Origin of the sequence: Pseudarthrobacter sulfonivorans (assembly GCF_014712225.1) — a bacterium.
In the GTDB taxonomy this organism is placed as follows: Bacteria; Actinomycetota; Actinomycetes; order Actinomycetales; family Micrococcaceae; genus Arthrobacter; species Arthrobacter sulfonivorans.
In genome coordinates, this window is the sequence record NZ_JACXBW010000009.1 from 212968 (window position 1) to 234296 (window position 21329).

The window sequence follows — 21329 nt, forward strand, 5'->3', positions numbered from 1 at the left end:
CCCAACTAGGTAGCAGTAAGTGTCGTTTTGAACGCTCTAAACGACACTTGCTGCTACTTACTTTTGATGTCATTGCCGTGGAATAGGGTTGGGTCATGTTCAAGCAGAGGATAGTGTTCGTGCACGGCGCCGGACCCTTCGGTGCGGCGGCTTGGCCGCGGCAGCACGGAATGGCGCTGAAATACGATGCACTTTTCCTGCGGCGGCATGGTTTCGACCCTGTCGCTGAACCGGTTGAATCATCCTTTGACGCGGACGCCGCCATCGTGCTCAGATCCCTGGCGGATGATGGCCGGGGGGCAGCAGGCGGTCATGTCGTGGCGCATGCCGAAGGTGCTATTGCCGCCATGATGGCAGCCGTCCAGCGCCCGGACCTTGTGTACTCACTGACGCTCGTGGAGCCGGCGTGTTTGTCGCTGACTGCTGAATTGCCCGCAACCGCCGCACACCGTGCCCTCATGCAACCGCTTTTCGATGTCAGGCATCAACTGGGCGACGACGACTTCCAGCGCGAATACGTCCGGCGCATGTTTGCCGTGGATCTCCACGAGCCGGCGTCCACGGAGGAGAAGCGGTCGGCGCGCCGGCTCCGGCTGCAGGCACCGTCGTGGGAAGCTCCGCTGCACATTGTGCCGGGCGTCCCCACGATGGTGTTGACCGGCGGCTGGGAACCGCTCTATGAGGAAATCGCCGGCTACCTGAAGGAGACCGGCGCCCTGCACCGCATTGCCGCGGGCGGGCACCGGCCTCAGGATTCAGTTGAAGGCGACCGTGCCATCCGGTCCTTCATTGCCGACGTCAGCCGGGCACACTCAGTCCAGGCCTCCTGAGGGCACTGCCCCGGCGGGCCGGGGGACCTGCAGTTCCGGCAGGTAGACCTTCGCGCCCTTGGCCAGGAACTCCTCGCTCTTTTCGCGCATGCCGCTGTAGATCCCGGCAATGGCAGCCTGGGCATCAGCGGAGCCGTACTCGTCCCGGATGTCCTGGCTGATCTTCATCGAGCAGAACTTCGGGCCGCACATGGAGCAGAAGTGCGCGGTCTTGGCGGGCTCAGCCGGCAGCGTCTCGTCGTGGAACGCCTCGGCAGTCACCGGATCCAGGGACAGCGCAAACTGGTCGCGCCAGCGGAATTCGAACCGTGCCTTGGACAAGGCATCGTCCCGTTCGTGGGCACCGGGGTGGCCTTTGGCGAGGTCGGCGGCGTGTGCGGCGATCTTGTAGGTGATCACGCCGGTCTTGACGTCGTCCTTGTTGGGCAGGCCCAGGTGCTCCTTGGGCGTCACGTAGCAGAGCATGGCGGTGCCGTACCGGGCGATTTCGGTGGCCCCGATGGCCGAGGTGATGTGGTCGTAGCCGGGTGCGATGTCGGTCACCAGCGGTCCAAGGGTATAGAAGGGGGCGCCCTTGCAAAGCTCCTGCTGGCGTTCCACGTTCTCCCGGACCAGATGGAACGGGACGTGGCCGGGGCCCTCCACCATCACCTGCACGTCGAACTCCCAGGCGCGCTGGGTCAGCTCGGCCAGGGTGTCCAGCTCGGCGAACTGGGCGGCGTCGTTGGCGTCCGCCGTCGCTCCCGGGCGCAGCCCGTCGCCCAGGGAAAACGCGACGTCGTACTGGGCGAAGATTTCGCACAGCTCATCGAAGTGCGTGTAGAGGAAGTTCTCCTGGTGGTGGGCGAGGCACCAGCCGGCCATGATGGACCCGCCGCGCGAGACGATGCCCGTGACGCGGTTGGCGGTGAGCGGCACATATCGCAGCAGGACTCCGGCGTGGATCGTCATGTAATCCACGCCCTGCTCACACTGTTCGATCACGGTGTCGCGGAAAATCTCCCACGTCAGCTTGTTGGCCTCACCGTTGACTTTCTCCAGCGCCTGGTAGATCGGCACAGTGCCGATCGGCACAGGGGAATTGCGGATGAGCCATTCACGGGTGGTGTGGATGTCGTCGCCCGTGGACAGGTCCATGACGGTATCTGCGCCCCACTGGGTGGCCCACTGCAGCTTGTCCACTTCCTCGGCAATGGAGCTGGTCACGGCCGAGTTGCCGATGTTGGCGTTGATCTTCACCAGGAAGGCCTTGCCGATGATCATGGGCTCGGATTCCGGGTGGTTGATGTTGTTCGGGATGATGGCGCGGCCGGCGGCCACTTCGCTGCGGACCAGTTCCACGTCGCAGTTTTCGCGGAGGGCCACGAACCGCATTTCGGGCGTCACCATACCCTGGCGGGCATAGTGCATCTGCGTGACGGTCTTGCCGCCGACGGCGCGGCGGGGCACCGGCTGCGCCCCTTTCCACTCCGCGGAGGCGGCGCCGCGGCGCACGGCCGATTTGCCGTCGTCGAGCAGGTTCCGTTCCCGGCCGCTGTACGGTTCGGTGTCGCGGCGGGCAGCGATCCACTCCGACCGGAACGGATTGAGGCCAATCACCGGATCGCTGCCGGGACCGGCGGTGCGGTAGACGCGGAAGGGGCCATTTGCTTCGCCGTTGGGCGACGGCTCCAGGGCGATTTCCGTGACGGGCACCCTGATTCCGGAACTTTCGTCGCCTATGAACGCCAGTGAATGGGACTTCAGCGACTGGGTTTCAGCCTGGAGCGTCTGATCCACGTCGGCTTCATTTTGGGCAGCGATCAGCTGTGTTTCTTGTGTATTCAATGAATACTCACTTCCTTCGCCGGCATTACCCGGACAGGTTCGACGGTCGCAGGCTGCATCAGCCCGATCTCAGCCCCTGCAAGGGCTCCCGTGTGGTCAAGTCGAAGCTACCACAGGGTGAGGGAGGCTGCGTGACAGCAATCACGGGAGGCAGTCACAATCGGAGCTACACCAGCGCTTGAATTAAATTGAAGCTTCAAGTAAATTAGATGCATAACGGCTTTCAACCCCGAAGGCCGGCGGACCGGGAGCGTTCACATGACTGCAGAAGCCACCAGCCAGGATCTTCTACCTGCCGACCTCTCCATGGGCACCGTGATGCTCAAGGTGGGCGACATGAAGCTGATGACCGATTACTACCAGCGGGCACTTGGCCTGGAGGTTGTCGCCGAGGAGGATGGCGGCCTGTACCTCGGCCGTCGCCAGCGCCCCCTGGTCCACCTGGCACCCGCGCCGGCGCTGCACCTGCCGGGCAGGGGAGAGGCCGGGCTGTTCCACACGGCCCTGCTTTTTGAAGACCAGTCCGCGCTGGCTGCCACGGTTGCCACCGCCGCCCAGTTTGACCCCCGGCTCTTCACCGGGAGCGCCGACCACCTGGTCAGCGAGGCCTTCTACTTCAACGACCCGGAGGGCAACGGCATTGAGCTCTACTGGGACCGCCCCCGCAAGAACTGGTCCTGGAACGGCACCGAAGTGGTGATGGACAGCCTGGCGCTGCCGCCCCAGCGCTACCTGGAGCAGCACCTTTCCCAGGAATCCCTGGACGGCCAACTGGCCACCGACGCCGGCGTGGGCCACGTCCACCTGCAGGTGGGGGACGTTCAGTCGGCCCACGATTTCTACGTGGGCACCCTGGGCTTCGAGAAGACCGCAGGCTGGCATGGGCAGGCCCTGTTTGTCTCGGCAGGCCGGTATCACCACCACATGGCCATGAACGTGTGGAACAGCCGCGGCGCCGGTCCCCGCAAAGACACCCTCGGTCTCGGCGAGGTGCTCATCGAGGTGGCTTCCGGTGACGACGTCGGGGCGCTCGCCGACCGCCTGAAGGTCGCCGGTGTGGCCTCCCACCACACTGGCGCCGAGCTCCGGTTCGAGGATCCTTGGCGCAACAATATCCGGGTCGCTGTCCGCTGACTGCCCTTGGCCCGAAGTGCGGCCTGCCATGCACTAGGCTGATTTTGAACGGCCGGGGCTGCACTCGATGCTGCCCGTCCGGGCCGCACCGTCGACGGAATGAGGGCTGTTCCCATGGGCTTCACTGAAATCTTTGTAGCTACCCACGATGCCGCGCTGAAACGCGCCGGCGTCCTCGATGCCGGCGGCTCGCCGTCCGGCCCCGCGCTGCGGATACCTGGCGTCAGTGATTTCGAAATCGAACAGCTTGGCGATCTCGCCGGGGCTGCGGTCCACGCCGGCGGCGAGGGGTACGAACTCGCCATGGTTGACGTCTCCAGCGACTCCCTCCTTGGCGTTCCGCCGGCCATGGTCCGGGCTCTCGCGGACCTCCTCACCTATGAAACTGAGGGTGAGGGCAACGTGTTGGACGACGTCGCCGAAAAATGGGCCGCCCAGGACGACATGCCCTTCGGCGCGGCTGACGCCCGGACATATGTCCAACAGCTTGCCGAGCTCGCCGGCGGAATCGACGACGCCGATCGCACCGGTTTGTACGTCTGGTCGTCCTAGGCCCGCAAGAGGCCCCGGGTCCCTCCGTCTGCCGCTTCCAACCGTGTCAAGTCGAAATCCTGGCGCTGATCTGGCACAATAAACAGGTACTCGATCTGCGTGGCCCCTCTCTCCGCGTCCGGATCCTGTCCTTCGAACCCTCAAGTATGGCCCGCCCCACGGGTGCAGAACGTCGGTTCAACCCTTTTCTGAAACAGGAGTGACCACAAAAGTGGCCGTAAAGATTCGCCTTAAGCGCTTTGGTAAAATGCGCGCACCGTACTACCGCATCGTCGTCATGGATGCACGCTCCAAGCGTGACGGCCGTGCCATCGAAGAGATCGGCAAGTACCACCCCACCGAAGAGCCCTCATACATCGAGGTCGACACGGACCGTGCCCAGTACTGGCTCGGCGTCGGCGCACAGCCGTCCGAGCAGGTTGCCGCGATCCTCAAGATCACCGGTGACTGGCAGAAGTTCAAGGGCCTCCCGGGCCAGGAAGGCACCCTGAAGACCAAGGCTCCCAAGGCTGCCTTTGTTGCCCCGGAAAAGGGTTCCGTGATCATCCCGGAAGCCATCACCAAGAAGGCAAAGCAGTCTGACGCAGCCGAGGCCCCGGCCGAAGCAGAAGCCACCGAGGCTGAGTAGATTGCTGGCAGAAGCGCTCGAACACCTGGTCCGGGGAATCGTTGATTCGCCGGAAGATGTCAAGGTCAGCTCGAAGAACAACCGCCGCGGGGACACCCTCGAGGTCCGCGTTCATCAGGATGACCTGGGACGGGTGATCGGCCGCCAGGGCCGCACCGCACGTGCACTGCGCACCGTTGTGGCGGCACTGGCAGACGGCGAACCGGTCAGGGTCGACGTCGTCGATACCGACCGCCGCCGCTAAGCGCTCGGCAGTATCAGTTTTTTGCTCCGGCCCTTCCACCCATCAGGGTGGAGGGGCCGGAGTGCTTTCATCAGAACACCGTGGATCATCCCACAACCGGAACAGAGGAACAGATGCAGCTTCAGGTGGCACGAATCGGCAAACCGCACGGAATCCGCGGGGAAGTGACGGTCCAGGTGCTCACTGACGCTCCGGCCGACCGGTTTGTTCCGGGTACCGAGTTTGTCGTGGAGCCGGCCTCGGCCGGGCCCCTGACTGTTGAGGGCGCCCGCTGGAACAAGGACATCCTGCTGCTCGCGTTCGAGGGAATTGAAACCCGCAACCAGGCCGAGACCCTGCGTGGTGCCAAGCTGTTCATCGAAACCGAAGAGCTGGACGAGGACGATGACGAAGGCTGGTACGAGCACGAACTGGTGGGACTCGAAGCGCGGGTGGGCTCCCAGGTGGTGGGCAAGGTTGCCGGCCTGCACACCATGCCGGTCCAGGACCTGCTGGTGGTCGAGGACGCTGACGGCAAGGAAATCCTCATCCCCTTCGTTGAGCAGATCGTGCCGGAAGTCAACGTTGCCGAGGGGTTTATCCTGCTGACGCCGCCGGACGGACTGTTTGAGATCAACTCCGACGACGCTGCTGACGGCGAACCTGAGGGCAACGCTTAGATGAGAGTCGACGTCGTCAGTATCTTTCCCGAATACCTGGCGCCCCTGGAGCTGTCGCTCATCGGCAAGGCCCGGCAGGACGGCCTGCTGGACCTGCGTGTCCATGATCTGCGCGGGTTCACTACTGACAAACACCGCACTGTGGACGACACCCCCTACGGCGGTGGGGCCGGCATGGTGATGAAGGCGGAACCGTGGGCGCAGGCGCTGGCTTCGGTGGCTGCGGCAGGCGGGGGCAACGGGGCCAAACCGGTGCTCATCGTGCCGTCACCGGCGGGGGAGCGGTTTACGCAGGCGCTGGCCCATGAGCTCGCCGAAGAGGACCAGCTGGTTTTTGCCTGCGGCCGCTACGAAGGCATCGATGAGCGTGTCATCGAATGGGCCGCGGAACACTTCACCGTTCGGCCCATGAGCCTGGGTGACTATGTGCTCAACGGCGGCGAAGTGGCTGTCCTGGCCATGGTGGAGGCCATCGGCAGGCTCCTGCCGGGCGTGGTGGGCAACCCGGAATCCCTGGTGGAGGAGTCGCATTCCGATGGTCTGCTGGAATATCCGGTGTACACCAAGCCGTCCACTTGGCGGGACCGGGAGGTGCCCGCGGTGCTTTTGAGCGGCAACCACGGGAAGATCGCGCAGTGGCGCCGCCACGAACAGTACCGGCGGACGGCTGAACGCCGCCCCGACCTGCTGGAAGCGTTCGACGCCGGGAAGCTGCCGCGTGCCGACCGTTCGGCTCTCTACGACCTCGGGTACGACGTCGTTGAAGGTCACCTCCGTGCCAGGCCTTCCGTGGCAGGGACAAACGGTGCGGACACCCAACACGACGCCGAAGCGGACGCTTCCGCCTGAGCGCGCGGCCCGCATCAGCGGCAATTGGCTGAAGACCCGCGAGTGTGGCAAAATTAGTGCTTGTGTCTGCTGGGTCCGCACCTGCCACAGGGGGAGCGCAACCAACAGCTAAGACAACCCGGTACTTTCAATCAGCGAAGGAACCGGACCACCTAACTTTCGGCGGTACTTTCCGGGGCGTCCTGCGTTCCCGGGCTTGCCCGCCGTTACCTAAAGTGAATGACCTGTGGCGTTCACCAGGAGTGCAATTATGCATATTCTCGATTCCGTAGATGCAGCTTCGCTGCGCACCGATGTTCCCGAGTTCCGCGCGGGTGACACCCTCAAGGTGCACGTGAACATCATCGAAGGCAAGAACTCCCGTGTCCAGGTATTCCAGGGCTTCGTCCTGGGCCGCCAGGGTGACGGCATCCGCGAAACCTTCACGGTCCGCAAGGTTTCCTTCGGCGTCGGCGTGGAGCGTACCTTCCCGGTTCACTCCCCGATCATCGACAAGATCGAACTCGTCACCAAGGGTGACGTGCGCCGCGCCAAGCTTTACTACATGCGTGAACTGCGCGGCAAGGCTGCGAAGATCAAGGAAAAGCGCGACTTCCAGACCGCCAAGTAAGTCCCCGGGACCTACAAAGCAGGCCCCAGCCGTACCAGGCCAGCGCCGGAGCCACCAGCAACAGCGCCCCAGGAAATACGGATCATGGACCAGACAAAACGCCAGCCCAGAAGAATGGGCTGGCGTTTTGCGTTCCTGGCACTTCTCCTCGCGGTGGGCATCAGCGGACTGGTCCGCTCGCTCTGGCTTGATGTCTATTTCATCCCGTCCGACTCCATGGAGCCCGGGCTTGAAGGCGGCGACCGCATCCTGGTCTCCAGGACCGATTTTCACAATGAACCGATCCGCCGGGGCGACGTTGTGGTTTTTGACGGCAGGGGATCCTTTGCCCCGCTGAACAGCGGCAAGGGCCCGGTGCTTGACTCCGTCGCTGCGGCCGGCCAGTGGCTGGGCCTGACCGGCAGCGACACGACGTATGTCAAGAGGGTCATCGGGCTTCCGGGAGATACTGTGATCTGCTGCGATGCCGACGGGAAGATCACCGTGAACGGGACAGCGCTTGTGGAGCCGTATCTCTTTGCAGGTGACAAGCCAAGCACCCGGGTTTTCACCGCCGTGGTCCCCGAGGGAAGGCTCTGGCTCCTGGGCGACCACCGCTCCGTCTCCGCTGATTCACGCAGCCTGCTCGGCGCACCGGGCGGCGGTATGGTGCCGCTGGCCAGGGTTATCGGCAGGCCGGTCCAAATCATTTGGCCGCTTGATAGATTTGCTGCAATACCACGGCCGCTCGCGGCCGGACCAACGACAGAGGACGGACCGTAGATGCCCGAGAACAATGCGCCGACGCCCGAGACGCCTCGTGACGGCGCCGCGGGAAGTGCCGCTCAGCCGGTTACCGACGGCGGCGCTGACGCATCGCCGTCGGCGCCGGCACAGGGCAGGCATTCGGTATCTTCGAAGCCGAAGGACGGGGCGTCCAGCCACATTTTTGTCTGGCTGAAGGAAGTCGCCACAGTCGTGGTGATCGCCGTGGTGCTGTCGTTCCTGATTAAGACTTTCCTGTTCCGGGCGTTCTACATCCCGTCCGAGTCAATGGTTAACACGCTGGACGTCAACGACCGGATCTTTGTCAACCTCCTGGTGCCTGAGCCGTTCGCACTCTCGCACGGTGACGTGGTGGTCTTCCGCGACACCCAGGGCTGGCTGGCCGCGGCACCCGAGAAAGAGACCGGCCCCTTTACCTGGGTACAGGACGGCCTGACCTTCGTGGGGCTGCTGCCGGACAGCTCGGAACAGCACCTCGTCAAGCGCGTCATCGGTCTCCCCGGAGACCACGTGATCTGCTGTGACGACGCCGGTAAACTGACCATTAACGGAACTCCACTTGATGAAACCTACGTCAACACCGCCGAGGTAGCGCAGATCCGCCCCTTTGACGTTGTCGTTCCGGAAGGGAAGGTCTGGGTCATGGGCGATAACCGTAACCATTCGGCTGATTCCCGCTCGCATCTGGATGCCAATGGCGGATTCGTTAATCTGGTGGACGTGGAGGGCAAGGCGGCCGTCATCGCGTGGCCGCTCAACCGGATCTCTGTCCTGGAGAATTACCCCGACGTCTACCGGAATGTGCCCGCGGGGAAATAACCGTGTCCACAGCAATGCCAGCCCCTCCAGTCGCTCCTGCCCCTCCTGCCAAGCCGGCGGCCCGCCCCGCCTCGGGGCCGCGTTCCAAAGCCCCCACGCTTCGGCATGAGCGGACCTTCAAGGCCCAGGGTGCCCGCTACCTGGCCGGCGTCGACGAGGTGGGACGCGGAGCCCTGGCGGGACCTGTCAGTGTAGGGATTGCCGTCGTCGACCTCCTCACCCAGAAGCCACTGTCCGGCGTGCGCGACAGCAAACTGCTCAGCCCCATCGAGAGGGAGCGCCTGGAACCGTTGGTGCGAAGCTGGAGCGTGGCTTCGGCGGTGGGCCACGCCTCCGCCCGGGAGATCGACGCCCTGGGCATCATTGCGGCCCTGCGGCTCGCAGGAACACGGGCATGGCTGGAGATCCTCGCCGCCGGCGTGAATCCGGACGTGGTGCTGCTCGATGGCAGCCACAACTGGCTCTCGCCGGCAGGTCAGCTGTCCTTGTTCGACGAGCCCATGCTGGAACCCGGCTGCGAGGCGCCGGTCCACACCAAGGTCAAGGCGGACATGCAGTGCCTGAGCGTTGCCGCCGCCAGCGTGATCGCCAAGGTGGAGCGCGATCAGCAGATGCGCGGCCTGCACAACGAATATCCCGGTTTTGGCTGGGACGTCAACAAGGGATACGCCACCGCGACACACCGCGACGCCCTGCGAGCCGCCGGCCCCACCCCCTACCACCGGGTGAGCTGGAACCTCCTCGGCGGCGAGCTCTGATACCTCGCGCCGGTCGGCAACGCGCGATGCTGCGCCGGGGCGCCCGGGGCGTCCCCAATGGTGCAAGATGGAAGTATGAGCGCTGAGGATCTTGAAAACTATGAAACCGACATGGAGCTGCAGCTCTACCGTGAATACCGGGACGTCGTCGGGCTCTTCAGCTACGTTGTCGAAACTGAGCGCCGCTTCTACCTTGCCAACCACGTTGACCTCCAGGCCCGCAGCGCCGACGGCGAGGTCTACTTCGACCTGACGCTGCAGGACGCCTGGGTGTGGGACGTCTACCGCTCGGCCCGGTTTGTGAAGACCGTCCGGGTGCTGACCTTTAAGGACGTCAACGTCGAAGAATTGCCGCGCAACGAGGAACTTGCCCTGCCGAAGGACGTTGACCTTGGCAACTGACGCCGGCCGAAGCCCCACTTCTCCTCCACATGTTGCCACGGCGGCGGTTTCTGCTGAGGTTACCCACATAGGCTCATAGCTTTCTGCCGTCCGCTGTCCTGCCCCTGCAGGCTTGAGGCGGAGGTAGAAATGAAAGCCAAAGACCTGTTGGGCCAGCGCGGCGAGGAGCTCGCCGCCGGCTATCTTGAATCGCTGGGCATGCTGGTGGTGGAGCGGAACTGGCGCTGCGCCGAAGGCGAAATAGACATCGTGGCCCTGGACGGGGACGCCTTGGTGATCACCGAGGTGAAAACGCGGCGCTCCCTGGACTACGGCCACCCCTTTGAAGCTGTGGGTGCAGCCAAACTCGCCCGCCTGCACCGGCTCGGAGCGGCGTGGTGCCGGGACCGGGAGCTGAGGATGCCGCTGCGGCGGGTCGATGTGGTGGCCGTGGTGGACGACGGCGGCGGCGACCCTTTGGTGGAACACCTCAAAGGGGTAGGCTAGATGGCGCTGGGCCGGACCTACTCGGTGGCCCTGGTGGGTTTGAACGGGTACATCGTCGAAGTCGAAGCTGACATCGGCCAGACGTTGCCGGCGTTTGTGATCCTCGGCCTGCCGGACGCGGCCCTCAACGAAGCCAAAGAGCGGATACGGTCGGCCGCCAAAAATTCCGGCATTCCCTTGAGCAGGCGGAAGATCACGGCCAATCTCATCCCGGCCTCGCTCCCCAAGCGCGGTTCGGGTTTTGACCTGGCTGTCACCATGGCGGTCCTGAGGGCCGCCAACGACATCCAACCCACCGAGCGGACTGTCTTCATCGCCGAGCTGGGTCTGGACGGCAGGCTGCGGCCCGTACGCGGCATCCTGCCCGCCGTGATGGCAGCTGTACAGGCCGGATACCAGGACGTGGTGGTAGCGCAGGCCAACCTCGCCGAAGCATCGCTGGTCCCCGGCGCCAGCGTCCGGGGATACCGGACCCTTGCCCGGCTTGCTCTCGATTTCGGAGCAGATCCGCAGGAACTGGCACTGGACTTCGAACCGGAGGATGAACCCGGTCACGGCGATGCCGCACCAGGCGCACCCGCTGTGCCGGACATGGCCGACGTCTCCGGCCAGGGCGATGCCCGGCGTGCGTTGGAGGTGGCCGCAGCCGGAGCACACCACCTGCTGTTGACAGGACCGCCCGGCGCGGGCAAGACCATGCTGGCGGAGCGGCTGCCGGGGCTCCTGCCGGACCTGGCTGACAACGAGGCCATGGAAGTTACCGCCATCCACTCGCTGTGCGGGCTTCCCTCGTCCAACGCTCAGCTCCTGCGGCGCCCGCCGTTCGAAAACCCTCACCATTCGGCCACCGCTGCCGCGATCATCGGCGGCGGTTCCGGCCTGCCCCGCCCCGGCGCCGCATCGCGTGCCCACCGCGGGGTGCTGTTCCTGGACGAAGCACCGGAATACGAACGCAGGGTACTGGACGCCCTGCGGCAACCCCTGGAGAGCGGGGAGTTGGTCATCCACCGTTCGGCTGGCACGGCCGCCTATCCTGCCCGCTTCCAGCTGGTCCTGGCCGCGAATCCGTGTCCGTGTGGCAAAGCCTCAGGAAAGGGTCTGGACTGCACGTGCACGCCCATGATGAGGCGCCGCTATGTGGCAAGGATGTCAGGGCCGCTCCTGGATCGGGTGGACATCCAGCTGCAGGTGGAACGGGTCTCGCTGGCTGACTTTGGCCAGGGAGGGAAGGAGGAGGACACCGCGGCGGTGGCAGGACGCGTGCGGGACGCCCGCGGGCGGCAGGCTGAACGGCTGCGGCCGCTCGGGCTGGAAACAAACTCCCAGGTTCCCGGCCGGATTCTGCGCGGCGCCTTGCGGCTGCCGGCGTCGGCCACCCGGATCCTGGACCACTCCCTGGAGCGGGGCGTGCTGACGGCCAGGGGCTATGACAGGGTCCTGCGGCTCGCGTGGACCTTGGCAGATCTGTCGCACCGCGACGCGCCGGACACCAATGACATCGGCCAGGCCCTAGGCCTGCGCCAGGCTGCCTCGGCAGCTGCGTGAAGGACGGATACCCATGGATAACGAACGGATTGCCCGGGCCGCGCTGTCGCGGCTCATGGAACCCCAGGACGCTGCGGGCCTTGCGCTCGTGCAGGCGGCCGGCGCCGAGGACGCCCTGCGGATTGCCACGGGCCAAGCTACCGCCGGGCCGGCGCTGGAACAGGAGATCACGGGCCTGCTGGCTGACAACGGCGCCGGAGCCAGCTGGGGCGGGCTGACGGCAGCACGGAAACGTTGGGCGCCGCGCGTCCCCGATCTCGCACCGGAGCGCGATCTCGCCACCATGGCCCGCCTGGGTGGACGGGTGATTGTCCCGTCAGACGAGCTCTGGCCCGAACAGCTCGGCGACCTGGGCATCCACGAGCCTATTTGCCTCTGGTGGCGCGGCCTCGAGCAGGAGCTGCCCGCCTTGGCCCGGTGCGTGGCGCTGGTGGGTTCCCGCGACAGCACCAGCTACGGCGCATCGGTGACCGGGGACCTCGCATACTCCTTGGCGCAGCGGGGCTTCACCGTGGTTTCCGGAGGCGCGTACGGCATTGACGCCCACGCCCACCGGGCAGCGCTGGCCGGGGGATCAGGGCACTTGCCCACCATCGCTGTCATGGCGGGTGGCGTGGACCGGTTCTACCCGTCCGGCAATGAGGACCTTCTCCGCGCCGTCTGCAACCAGGGGGCGGTGATCGCCGAGGTCCCGCCGGGATCGGCGCCGACCCGCTACCGGTTCCTGCAGCGCAACAGGCTAATCGCTGCCCTGGCCGCCGTGACGGTGGTGGTGGAAGCCCGGTGGCGGTCCGGTGCGCTGAATACCGCCCACCACGCTGAAAACCTTGGTCGTGCCGTCGGGGCGGTCCCCGGCTCAGTCCACAGCGCAAACTCGGCCGGCTGCCACCGGCTGCTCCGCGATGGCGGCGCGGTCTGCGTGACGGACGCCGCCGAGATCGCCGAGCTGGCTTCGCCCAGCGGTGACGGCCTTCCCGGGCCGGGCACCGGGCATTCGGCCGAGCACGACGGCCTGACGTTGGAAGACCTGATCCTCCTCGATGCCCTGCCCCTGCGGTCCACCACCTCGATGGAGAAACTCTGTGCCGTCGCGGGCCTCAGCGTTGAGTCGGTTCGCGCCGGGCTGGGCAGGCTCGGCCTCCTGGGGCTCGCCGTCTCGGAAAGGGGCGGCTGGAAACGGGCCAAGGATTCCGGCCACTAGCCTGTGTCCCGGACCGGATTTGCCGCGCATTCTGGGACAGTGGAACGGTGAAGAATCAGGATCTGCCCGCGCCGTTTGAGCGGGCGCTTGCGGGCTTCGGCCGGTACCTCGAGGCCGAGCGGGCCCGGTCCGATCACACCCGCCGGGCCTACCTCTCTGACCTTCGAAGCTTCCTGGAATACGCCGTTGCGGACGGAATCACGGATCTGTCGGCCTTGGAGCTGGGGACTTTCCGCGGCTGGCTGGGCGCCCAGAGCCAGGCCGGGATGTCCCGTTCCACACTGGCCCGGAGGTCGGCCACAGTACGGTCCTTCACCACCTGGGCCATGCGGGAAGAACTCATCGCCGTGGACCCCGCCCTCCGGCTGAGAGCTCCCAAAGCCGAGAAGTCGCTGCCGGGCGTTCTCCAGTCCCAGCAGCTGGTCCGGCTGCTCGGCAGCCTGGAGGAGGCTGCAGCCGAGGGCTCGCCCATTCCGGTGCGGAACCGCGCCATGGTGGAAGTCCTGTACGCCACCGGGCTCCGCGTGGGGGAGCTGGCCGGCCTGGACGTGGACGACCTCAACCCGGACCGCCGCACCCTCCGCGTCATCGGCAAGGGCAACAAGGAAAGGACCGTCCCCTATGGTGTTCCGGCTGCCGTCGCCGTCGACGATTGGCTCCGCCGGGGCAGGCCGCTCCTGGCAACGGGCCACAGCGGTCCGGCTCTTTTCCTCGGCGCAAGAGGCAACCGTGTTGACCAACGCCAGGTCCGGACCGTGGTCAAAGACCTCTTCGAGGCCTTGGGCGACACCTCAGCAACCGGCCCGCACGCCCTCAGGCACTCTGCGGCCACACATCTGCTGGACGGCGGGGCGGACCTTCGGGCCGTCCAGGAAATCCTGGGCCACAGCAGCCTGGCCACCACCCAGATTTACACTCACGTATCGGTGGAGCGGCTGCGTCAAAGTTACCAGCAGGCCCACCCGCGAGCCTGAACACCGCCGGACGCCCGCCCAGGAAACACAACACCCCTCGAGGGCGCCCGTTCCGAATCGCACTGGCGTAATGACGCGGTGTACGGCACAATAAGAGTCACGTCCGGCAACTTTCAAGTTTCGCTTGAAGCTCTTTCGCTTCGCGCGTTACCGTGAGTCCGGACACAGTTTAATAATCGGGCAGGAACACCGCCGCTGGAGGGACAGCACAGGCAGTTTCATCCAAGCAGAGGTCGTTGGGGAAGACGTACCTACAGCTATGGAGGATGGAATGTCTGTTGCAATGACCCGCGGGGTGCTGTTCGTACACTCGGCCCCTACGGCACTGTGCCCGCATGTCGAGTGGGCCATTGGATCCGTCGTGGATAAGCGAACGGATCTTGAGTGGACCCCTCAACCTGCTGCGCCCGGAATGTTTAGGGCGGAGCTCTCCTGGACGGGGACCCCGGGCACGGGTTCCCTGCTTGCGTCCTCGCTTCGTGGCTGGGCACATCTGCGCTATGAGGTCACCGAGGAACCGAGCCAGGGCGTTGACGGCGGGCGCTGGTCCCACACCCCCGAACTGGGAATCTTCCACGCCACCACCGACGTCCACGGCAACATCATGGTCTCGGAGGACAGGATCCGCTACGCCTACGAATCAGGCGCAGGCGATCCCGCGGCCGTGTATCACGAGCTTTCCCTGGCCCTCGGTGAGGCCTGGGATGAGGAACTGGAGCCCTTCCGCCATGCCGCCGAGGGCGCACCGGTCCGCTGGCTGCACCAGGTGGGCTGACAACCGCGGCCCGACGGCCGGAAGGCCCCGCCGTCGTCCTTTAACTCCATAGCAAAGAGGAGGCCCCGCTGTTGTGCAGTGCACAACAGCGGGGCCTCCTCTGGTATCAGCGAAATTGTTCCTAGACGCTGCGGACGGCTATGACGGCATTGTGGCCGCCGAAACCGAACGAGTTGCTCAGCGCCACGATGTCGCCGGCGGGCAGGTCCCGGGCCGAGGTGACGACGTCGAGCGGGATCTCAGGATCCTGGTTCTCGAGGTTGATGGTCACCGGAGCCTTGCGTTCGTAGACGGCCAGTACCGTGAGTACTGCCTCCACCGCGCCTGACGCGCCCAGGAGGTGGCCCATCTGCGACTTGGTGGCGGAGACTGCAACGTTGTCGATGTGGTTCCCCAGGGCGGCACGGAGCGCCGTGTACTCGGGCTTGTCCCCGACCGGGGTGGAGGTGGCGTGCGCGTTGACGTGGACCACATCCTCAGCCTGGATGCGGCCGTCGAACATGGCTGCCTTGAGTGCGCGGGTGGCGCCCAGGCCCTGGGGGTCCGGAGCCGTGATGTGGTAGGCGTCCGCGGTCACGGACGTGCCGGCGAGTTCGCCGTAGATGCGCGCGCCCCGGGCGAGGGCATGTTCCTCGGCCTCCAGGACCAGGGCACCGGCGCCTTCGCCCATCACGAAGCCGTCGCGGCCCAGGTCATACGGGCGGGAGGCGCCCTGGGGGTCGTCGTTGCGACGGGAGAGCGCCTGCATGGAGGCGAACGCAGCCAGGGGCATGGGGTGGATGGCTGCCTCGGCGCCGCCGCACATGACCACGTCGGCCTTGCCGGAGCGGATCAGGTCCAGGCCCAGGTGGAGGGCCTCGGTGCCGGATGCACAGGCCGAAACGGGGGTGTGGGCACCGGCACGGGCGCCCAGGTCGAGGCTGACGGCTGCTGCGACGCCGTTGGGCATCAGCATGGGCACGGTCATGGGGAGGACGCGGCGCGGGCCCTTTTCCTTCAGGGTGTCCCAGGCGTCCAGCAGGGTCCAGACACCGCCGATGCCGGTGGCGAAGGCAACGGCAAGGCGGTCGTGGTCAATTTCCGTGATGCCGGAATCAGCCCAGGCCTCACGGGCGGCAATGACCCCGAACTGGGTGGAGGGGTCCATCCGCTTCGCTTCAACGCGGCTCAGGACCTCCAGGGCCGGAGTGGTGCAACGTGCGGCGAAGTGGACGGGAAGCTCGTACTTGGCGACCCATTCGTCCTCCAGGGTGCGGGCACCGGACACGCCCTTCAACGCGTTCTTCCACATTGTCGGTACGTCGCCGCCGATGGGCGTGGTGGCACCCAGACCGGTAATGACTACTTTGCGTGTCATTGGATCACTCTCTGTCGGTGGGCAGGCCGTATCCGGTAACTCCGGCGGGGTCCCGCATGTTGGGCAGCTGGCTGCCCGGAAAAATAGGGTGGACTGCCGGCCCTGCCTGAGGGCGGGCCGGCAGTCCTGTCAGCCGTAAGGGGCTGGAGTCTTGCCTAGGCCTGTGCGCCGGCGATGAAGCTCACGGCGTCGCCCACGGTCTTGAGGTTCTTGACCTCTTCGTCCGGGATGCGCACGCCGAACTTTTCTTCGGCGTTGACCACGATGGTCATCATGGAGATGGAGTCGATGTCCAGGTCCTCGGTGAAGGACTTGTCCAGTTCCACAGCCTCGGGGGCAAGGCCGGTTTCTTCGTTCACGATTTCAGCCAAGCCGGCCAGGATCTCTTCATTGCTAGCCATTGACGGCTCCTTTTCTTGTTATTGCCGGCAGGGAATGCCGGAAACGGTGCAGCCCGCGGGGGTGCGGCCTGTGTGGGACGTTTTAAGGAAGGACGATTACCTGGGCGCCGAAGACCAGTCCGGCGCCAAAGCCGATCTGGAGCGCGAGGCCGCCACTGAGCTCGGGGTTTTCCTGGAGCAGGCGGTGGGTTGCCAAGGGGATGGATGCAGCCGAGGTGTTACCGGCGTCGGCGATGTCCCGGGCCACGGTGACGGATTCGGGAAGCTTGAGTTTCTTGACCATCTCATCGATGATCCGCATGTTGGCCTGATGCGGAATGAAGGCCACGAGGTCTTCAGCCTTGATGCCGGCCGCCACGAGGGCCTGCTCAGCCATCTTGGCCATTTCCCAGACCGCCCAGCGGAAGACGGTCTGCCCGTCCTGGCGCAGTGTGGGGTACAGCTCCTGCGCTTCTTCCAGGAGGGCGAAGTCGCCGGACTCATCCGACTGGCGGGCCGCCATGCTCAGGTCACGGACGTCAAGCATGGAACGCGTCATACCGATGGCGTCCCACTTGCTGCCGTCCGAACCCCACACCGACGGGCCGATGCCGGGGGTGTCCGAGGGGCCGATGACAACAGCGCCGGCTCCATCACCCAGGAGGAAGGAAATAGTCCGTTCCCGGTTGTCGATGACGTCCGAGAGCTTTTCTGCTCCGACCACCAGGACATACGTGGCGGCACCGGAACGGACCAGGGCGTCAGCCTGGGCGATCCCGTAGCAGTAACCGGCGCAGGCGGCCGAGATGTCAAAGGCGGGCGCCGGCGTCGCACCGATGCGGTCAGCCACGGCGGCAGCGGCCGACGGCGTGGCGTAGGGGTGGGTGACGGTGGATACGATGACGGCACCCAGCTGGGAGGCTTCGATGCCTGCCTTCTGCAGGGCCTCCTGCGCCGCACCTGCTGCCATGTCGATGACGCTGACGTCGGCGGGAGCACGGTGGCGCGTGATGATGCCGGTGCGTTGGCGGATCCACTCGTCCGAAGAATCAATCCACTGGCAGACGTCCTCGTTCGTCACGATGACATCCGGCCGGAAAGCGCCCAGCCCGAGGATTCGGCTGTACTGGTTGACGGGAGCCTGGTTCAGCGTGGGAACGCTCATGCGTCTCCCTCCAATTCTGCGAAGAGGGCCAGTGCGGCCGTGAGGTCGTCCGGGGTTTTGACTGCAACAGTCTTGACGCCGGGCATGCCGCGCTTGGCGAGACCGGCCAGCGTGCCTGCCGGCGCGAGTTCAATCAGGCCTGTGACGCCGCGCTGCACCAGCGTTTCCATGCACAGGTCCCAGCGGACCGGCCGGGAAACCTGGGCGATGAGGCTCTCGACGGCCGCGCCGCCGTCGGTCACTTCGCGGCCGTCGAAGTTGGACAGCAGGGGCACCTGCGGCTTCTGCGGCTTGAGGTCCGGTTTCAGTGACTCGAGGGCGCTCACCGCAGGGGACATGTGTGAGGTGTGGAAGGCTCCGGCCACCTTCAGCGGAATGACGCGTGCCTTGGCCGGCGGATTGTCCGCCAGGGCCTTGAGCTGGTCGAACGTCCCCGCAGCAACGGTCTGGCCGGCCCCGTTGACGTTGGCCGGAGTAGCGCCGGATGCTTCGATGGCGGCCAGTACCTCGGCCGGGTCCCCGCCCACCACAGCGCTCATGCCGGTGGGTGTCACTGCCGCAGCCGCGGCCATGCTGTTGGCGCGTTCCCGCACAAACGTCATGGCTTCCTGCTCGGTGAGCACTCCGGCCAGGGCCGAAGCAGTGATCTCACCGACGGAGTGGCCGGCAAGGATCACCGGGAGGCTGCCCAGTTCGACGTCGAACAGCGACTTTGCTGCGACCAGCCCCGCAGCGACAATCAGGGGCTGCGCAACGGCAGTGTCCTTGATGGTTTCCTCATCCGAGGTGGTCCCGTGGACTGTCAGGTCGATGCCTGCAATCTCGCTGAGGGAGGCCAGCTGGCCTGCTACCGAAGGCAGTTCCAGCCAAGGGGCCAGAAAACCGGGGGTCTGTGAGCCCTGTCCAGGGCAGACTATTGCAAGCACTTAACCAGCTTTCCAAATTACTGTGTCATTCCGCGGTGTTTCTCCGCACCAAGCTCAGGGGGTCAGATTGTAGGAAGTCTACAACGACTCAGGTCTGGTTCCGCGCCGGATGACGTTCGACGGGCGCTTTTGGCGGCGCCGCCAGACGCCCGACCACCAGGGCCGCCTGCAGCACAAACGCCTCGCGCGGAAGGAGCGGATCCCAGCCGGTGACGTCGCAGACGCGCTTGAGCCGGTACCTGACCGTGTTGGCGTGGACGAACAGTTCGCGCGCCGTCGCCTCCAGTGAATGGCCCAGTTCAAGGTAGGTTCCCAGCGTCTCCACGAGGCCGTTCGAGGCGGCGACCAGCGGTCGGTAGATGTTCTTGACGAGTGAACGGCGTGCGGCTTCGTCACCGGAAATGACGCGTTCGGGCAGCAGGTCGTCGGCTGCCACCGGCCGGGGCGCAGAGGGCCAGGCGCGCGCGGCGGTAAGGCCGGCGAAAGCCGACTGGGCTGATCCGCTGGCTTCCAGCAGGGAGCTGGCCTCGGCGCCATAGACCACCGGTCCGGGCGCAAACATTTCACTGAGCTTCAGGTACGCGGTCTCGCGGTCCTGGACACCGCCGAGGATCAGGATCAGCCTGTCACCCTGAATGCCCACCAAGGCGTCTTCCGCGTAGCGGCCTGCCAGGCGGCGGAGTTCGCTGACATAGCTGGCGCTGGGCTCTGACGGGGAATTTCCCACCATGACAGTGAACCGCTCCTGGGCCTTCCAGCCCAGCGCAGCGATCCTGGACCGCAGTGCATCGGTGTTTTCACCCCGCAGGATGGCATCCACGATCAGGGCCTCCAGCCGCGTGTCCCAGGAGCCACGTGATTCGGCTGCCCTCGCATAAACGTCCGCGGCGGCGAACGCCACTTCCCGCGAGTACCGCAGTACGGCTTCGCGCAGCGAGGGCTGGTCCGCCTCGGGGGCGATGACCGGCACCTGGTCCTCCACCACCTCCACCACGATCCGGATGAGCTGGAGGGCCTTCTGCAGGCTGATGGACCTGGTCAGCTCCGTGGGGGCAGTGCCAAAGACGTCGGAGAGGATCCACGACGGCGAACTGGGGCGCTCATACCAGGTGACAAACGCTGCGATGCCGTTCTGCGCCACCATGCCCAGGGCCGAACGTTCGTCGGAGCTGAGCCGGGAGTACCAGGGGAGTGACTTCTCCAACTGCCGGAGGGTGGTGGTGGACAGCTGGCCTACACTTGCCCGGAGTTTTTTCAGGGTCTCGGACTTCTCCGGCGTGGTACTGCGCGAAGCCGGCTTGCGCTTCGCAGTCGGCGTGGTTGACTCAGGCATCTTCTGAGCATACGGCGCCTGCCGCGCAAGCTCCATTTTGTGCAAAGGCTACAACGGCGGTGGGCCTGCACACGCGGAAGACCGCACGGCAAACTCAAGGGAACGACGACGGCGGCCCTCACCTTTCGGTGGGGGCCGCCGTCGTCGTTCATTTCCGCTGACCGCTGGTCAGCGGGAGCGGATCAGGACTCGCCGCCCGCATTGCCGGTGGAACCGGCGTTGACGTTGTGCAGCCGGTACTTTTCGATGGCCTGGGCCGGGGCCTGGGCATCAACTTCACCGCGGCGCGCCAGCATCTCCAGGGAACGGACCACGATGGAGTGGATGTCGTTCTTGAAGAAGCGGCGGGCTGCTGCACGGGTGTCCGAGAAGCCGAAGCCATCCGCGCCGAGCGTTGCGAACTCGTTCGGCACAAACTGGCGGATCTGGTCCGGAACTGCCTTCATGTAGTCCGAGACTGCAACCACGGGGCCGGTGGCACCTGCGAGCTGCTGGGTCACAAACGGCACGCGGGCGGGCTTGCCCGGGTTGAGGAACGCGTCTTCCTCGGCGGCCATGCCGTCGCGGCGCAGCTCGTTCCAGGACGTGACGGACCAGACGTCGGCGGAGACGCCCCAGTCTTCGGCGAGCAGCCGCTGGGCTTCGATGGCCCAGGGAACCGAGACGCCGGAGGCCAGGATCTGGGTCCGGGGACCGTCGATCTTTGCCGGGGCCAGCAGGTAGATGCCCTTCAGGACGCCTTCGACGTCGAGATCCTCGGGTTCTGCCGGCTGGGTGATCGGCTCGTTGTAGACCGTCAGGTAGTACATCAGGTTCCGGTCAGTGGAATCCGGTCCGTACATGCGCTCGATGCCGTCCCGCATGATGTGGCCCATTTCGTACCCGTAAGCGGGGTCGTAGGTGACCACTGCCGGGTTGGTGGACGCGAGCAGCGGCGAGTGGCCGTCAGCGTGCTGGAGTCCTTCGCCGGTCAGGGTGGTCCGGCCCGCGGTGGCGCCGATGATGAAGCCGCGGGCCATCTGGTCCCCGGCCGCCCAGAAGGCGTCCCCGGTGCGCTGGAAGCCGAACATGGAGTAGAAGACGTAGACCGGGATCAGCGGCACGCCATGG

24 protein-coding genes and 1 riboswitch are annotated in these 21329 nt (G+C 65.6%); of the genes, 17 read left to right on the top strand and 7 right to left on the bottom strand.

The window, feature by feature from the left end; all coding sequences use genetic code 11:
• Nucleotides 1-95 precede the first annotated feature (95 nt).
• Nucleotides 96-830: an alpha/beta hydrolase gene (locus IAQ70_RS13530; protein WP_190989824.1), complete on the top strand. Its 735-nt coding sequence runs from the start codon at nucleotides 96-98 to the stop codon at nucleotides 828-830.
• Here the strand turns inward: IAQ70_RS13530 and thiC are convergent.
• Nucleotides 813-2657 carry a phosphomethylpyrimidine synthase ThiC gene (thiC, locus tag IAQ70_RS13535; RefSeq protein WP_317983657.1) on the bottom strand — a complete coding sequence of 615 codons (1845 nt, stop codon included), beginning with the start codon at nucleotides 2655-2657 and terminating at the stop codon, nucleotides 813-815. The genes IAQ70_RS13530 and thiC overlap by 18 nt on opposite strands.
• A riboswitch (TPP riboswitch) is annotated at nucleotides 2652-2759 on the bottom strand. Its footprint overlaps the gene before it by 6 nt.
• A 156-nt stretch (nucleotides 2760-2915) precedes the next feature.
• Between thiC and IAQ70_RS13540 the strand changes: the two genes are divergently transcribed.
• From IAQ70_RS13540 to IAQ70_RS13615, 16 genes are all read left to right on the top strand, one after another.
• A complete protein-coding gene (locus IAQ70_RS13540; protein ID WP_190989825.1) occupies nucleotides 2916-3791 on the top strand; it encodes a VOC family protein in 876 nt (291 codons plus the stop codon).
• 114 nt (nucleotides 3792-3905) lie between these two features.
• Nucleotides 3906-4343, top strand: a complete 438-nt coding sequence (locus tag IAQ70_RS13545; protein WP_190989826.1) for a hypothetical protein — start codon at nucleotides 3906-3908, stop codon at nucleotides 4341-4343.
• A gap of 211 nt (nucleotides 4344-4554) precedes the next feature.
• Nucleotides 4555-4971 carry a 30S ribosomal protein S16 gene (gene rpsP / locus IAQ70_RS13550; RefSeq protein ID WP_190989827.1) on the top strand — a complete coding sequence of 139 codons (417 nt, stop codon included), beginning with the start codon at nucleotides 4555-4557 and terminating at the stop codon, nucleotides 4969-4971.
• Nucleotide 4972: 1 nt separating this feature from the next.
• Nucleotides 4973-5215, top strand: coding sequence for an RNA-binding protein (locus IAQ70_RS13555; RefSeq protein ID WP_056349097.1), 243 nt, complete (start codon nucleotides 4973-4975; stop codon nucleotides 5213-5215).
• A 113-nt stretch (nucleotides 5216-5328) separates the two neighbouring features.
• Nucleotides 5329-5874 carry a ribosome maturation factor RimM gene (gene rimM / locus IAQ70_RS13560; protein WP_190989860.1) on the top strand — a complete coding sequence of 182 codons (546 nt, stop codon included), beginning with the start codon at nucleotides 5329-5331 and terminating at the stop codon, nucleotides 5872-5874.
• Nucleotides 5875-6723: a tRNA (guanosine(37)-N1)-methyltransferase TrmD gene (gene trmD / locus IAQ70_RS13565; protein WP_223860021.1), complete on the top strand. Its 849-nt coding sequence runs from the start codon at nucleotides 5875-5877 to the stop codon at nucleotides 6721-6723.
• Between the two features lie 250 nt (nucleotides 6724-6973).
• Nucleotides 6974-7333, top strand: coding sequence for a 50S ribosomal protein L19 (gene rplS, locus IAQ70_RS13570; RefSeq protein ID WP_190989828.1), 360 nt, complete (start codon nucleotides 6974-6976; stop codon nucleotides 7331-7333).
• Nucleotides 7334-7417: 84 nt separating this feature from the next.
• Nucleotides 7418-8095: a signal peptidase I gene (gene lepB / locus IAQ70_RS13575; protein ID WP_190989829.1), complete on the top strand. Its 678-nt coding sequence runs from the start codon at nucleotides 7418-7420 to the stop codon at nucleotides 8093-8095.
• Nucleotides 8096-8917 (top strand): signal peptidase I, encoded by an 822-nt coding sequence (lepB, locus tag IAQ70_RS13580; RefSeq protein ID WP_190989830.1) that lies wholly within the window; start codon nucleotides 8096-8098, stop codon nucleotides 8915-8917.
• A 14-nt stretch (nucleotides 8918-8931) separates the two neighbouring features.
• Nucleotides 8932-9675, top strand: coding sequence for a ribonuclease HII (locus IAQ70_RS13585; protein ID WP_190989861.1), 744 nt, complete (start codon nucleotides 8932-8934; stop codon nucleotides 9673-9675).
• A 75-nt stretch (nucleotides 9676-9750) separates the two neighbouring features.
• On the top strand, nucleotides 9751-10077 hold the full coding sequence (locus IAQ70_RS13590; protein WP_111909356.1) for a DUF2469 domain-containing protein: 327 nt from the start codon (nucleotides 9751-9753) through the stop codon (nucleotides 10075-10077).
• Nucleotides 10078-10206: 129 nt separating this feature from the next.
• Entirely contained in the window at nucleotides 10207-10563 is a 357-nt protein-coding gene (locus IAQ70_RS13595) for a YraN family protein (protein ID WP_190989831.1), read from the top strand.
• Nucleotides 10564-12108 carry a YifB family Mg chelatase-like AAA ATPase gene (locus tag IAQ70_RS13600; protein WP_190989832.1) on the top strand — a complete coding sequence of 515 codons (1545 nt, stop codon included), beginning with the start codon at nucleotides 10564-10566 and terminating at the stop codon, nucleotides 12106-12108.
• Nucleotides 12109-12121: 13 nt separating this feature from the next.
• A complete protein-coding gene (dprA, locus tag IAQ70_RS13605; RefSeq protein WP_190989833.1) occupies nucleotides 12122-13309 on the top strand; it encodes a DNA-processing protein DprA in 1188 nt (395 codons plus the stop codon).
• A gap of 47 nt (nucleotides 13310-13356) precedes the next feature.
• On the top strand, nucleotides 13357-14283 hold the full coding sequence (locus IAQ70_RS13610; RefSeq protein WP_190989834.1) for a tyrosine recombinase XerC: 927 nt from the start codon (nucleotides 13357-13359) through the stop codon (nucleotides 14281-14283).
• A 271-nt stretch (nucleotides 14284-14554) separates the two neighbouring features.
• Nucleotides 14555-15058 (top strand): DUF3145 domain-containing protein, encoded by a 504-nt coding sequence (locus IAQ70_RS13615; RefSeq protein WP_190989835.1) that lies wholly within the window; start codon nucleotides 14555-14557, stop codon nucleotides 15056-15058.
• 121 nt (nucleotides 15059-15179) lie between these two features.
• Here the strand turns inward: IAQ70_RS13615 and IAQ70_RS13620 are convergent, their stop codons facing one another.
• The 6 genes from IAQ70_RS13620 to IAQ70_RS13645 all read right to left on the bottom strand — a co-directional run.
• The gene (locus IAQ70_RS13620) at nucleotides 15180-16415 is read right to left on the bottom strand and encodes a beta-ketoacyl-[acyl-carrier-protein] synthase family protein (protein WP_190989836.1); all 1236 of its coding nucleotides are present in this window, start codon (nucleotides 16413-16415) and stop codon (nucleotides 15180-15182) included.
• A gap of 155 nt (nucleotides 16416-16570) precedes the next feature.
• Entirely contained in the window at nucleotides 16571-16816 is a 246-nt protein-coding gene (locus IAQ70_RS13625) for an acyl carrier protein (protein ID WP_009359314.1), read from the bottom strand.
• 82 nt (nucleotides 16817-16898) lie between these two features.
• Entirely contained in the window at nucleotides 16899-17960 is a 1062-nt protein-coding gene (locus IAQ70_RS13630) for a beta-ketoacyl-ACP synthase III (protein WP_190989837.1), read from the bottom strand.
• Entirely contained in the window at nucleotides 17957-18886 is a 930-nt protein-coding gene (locus tag IAQ70_RS13635; protein ID WP_190989838.1) for an ACP S-malonyltransferase, read from the bottom strand. Before IAQ70_RS13635 ends, IAQ70_RS13630 begins: the two co-directional genes overlap by 4 nt.
• Nucleotides 18887-18974: 88 nt before the next feature.
• Nucleotides 18975-20219: a PucR family transcriptional regulator gene (locus tag IAQ70_RS13640; RefSeq protein WP_190989839.1), complete on the bottom strand. Its 1245-nt coding sequence runs from the start codon at nucleotides 20217-20219 to the stop codon at nucleotides 18975-18977.
• Nucleotides 20220-20401: 182 nt separating this feature from the next.
• The coding region (locus tag IAQ70_RS13645; protein ID WP_407682587.1) for a transketolase-like TK C-terminal-containing protein at nucleotides 20402-21329 on the bottom strand (928 nt) is incomplete at its 5' end.

Bases quoted from the DNA above. Each gene is read 5' to 3' on its own strand.
- IAQ70_RS13530 (WP_190989824.1), top strand. From the start codon at position 96: ATGTTCAAGCAGAGGATAGTGTTCGTGCACGGCGCCGGACCCTTCGGT.
- IAQ70_RS13590 (WP_111909356.1), top strand. From the start codon at position 9,751: ATGAGCGCTGAGGATCTTGAAAACTATGAAACCGACATGGAGCTGCAG.
- IAQ70_RS13625 (WP_009359314.1), bottom strand. From the start codon at position 16,816: ATGGCTAGCAATGAAGAGATCCTGGCCGGCTTGGCTGAAATCGTGAAC.
- IAQ70_RS13630 (WP_190989837.1), bottom strand. From the start codon at position 17,960: ATGAGCGTTCCCACGCTGAACCAGGCTCCCGTCAACCAGTACAGCCGA.
- IAQ70_RS13545 (WP_190989826.1), top strand. From the start codon at position 3,906: ATGGGCTTCACTGAAATCTTTGTAGCTACCCACGATGCCGCGCTGAAA.
- rimM (WP_190989860.1), top strand. From the start codon at position 5,329: ATGCAGCTTCAGGTGGCACGAATCGGCAAACCGCACGGAATCCGCGGG.
- IAQ70_RS13540 (WP_190989825.1), top strand. From the start codon at position 2,916: ATGACTGCAGAAGCCACCAGCCAGGATCTTCTACCTGCCGACCTCTCC.
- IAQ70_RS13585 (WP_190989861.1), top strand. From the start codon at position 8,932: ATGCCAGCCCCTCCAGTCGCTCCTGCCCCTCCTGCCAAGCCGGCGGCC.
- trmD (WP_223860021.1), top strand. From the start codon at position 5,875: ATGAGAGTCGACGTCGTCAGTATCTTTCCCGAATACCTGGCGCCCCTG.
- lepB (WP_190989830.1), top strand. From the start codon at position 8,096: ATGCCCGAGAACAATGCGCCGACGCCCGAGACGCCTCGTGACGGCGCC.
- rplS (WP_190989828.1), top strand. From the start codon at position 6,974: ATGCATATTCTCGATTCCGTAGATGCAGCTTCGCTGCGCACCGATGTT.
- IAQ70_RS13615 (WP_190989835.1), top strand. From the start codon at position 14,555: ATGTCTGTTGCAATGACCCGCGGGGTGCTGTTCGTACACTCGGCCCCT.
- dprA (WP_190989833.1), top strand. From the start codon at position 12,122: ATGGATAACGAACGGATTGCCCGGGCCGCGCTGTCGCGGCTCATGGAA.
- IAQ70_RS13595 (WP_190989831.1), top strand. From the start codon at position 10,207: ATGAAAGCCAAAGACCTGTTGGGCCAGCGCGGCGAGGAGCTCGCCGCC.
- lepB (WP_190989829.1), top strand. From the start codon at position 7,418: ATGGACCAGACAAAACGCCAGCCCAGAAGAATGGGCTGGCGTTTTGCG.
- IAQ70_RS13620 (WP_190989836.1), bottom strand. From the start codon at position 16,415: ATGACACGCAAAGTAGTCATTACCGGTCTGGGTGCCACCACGCCCATC.
- IAQ70_RS13600 (WP_190989832.1), top strand. From the start codon at position 10,564: ATGGCGCTGGGCCGGACCTACTCGGTGGCCCTGGTGGGTTTGAACGGG.
- IAQ70_RS13640 (WP_190989839.1), bottom strand. From the start codon at position 20,219: ATGCCTGAGTCAACCACGCCGACTGCGAAGCGCAAGCCGGCTTCGCGC.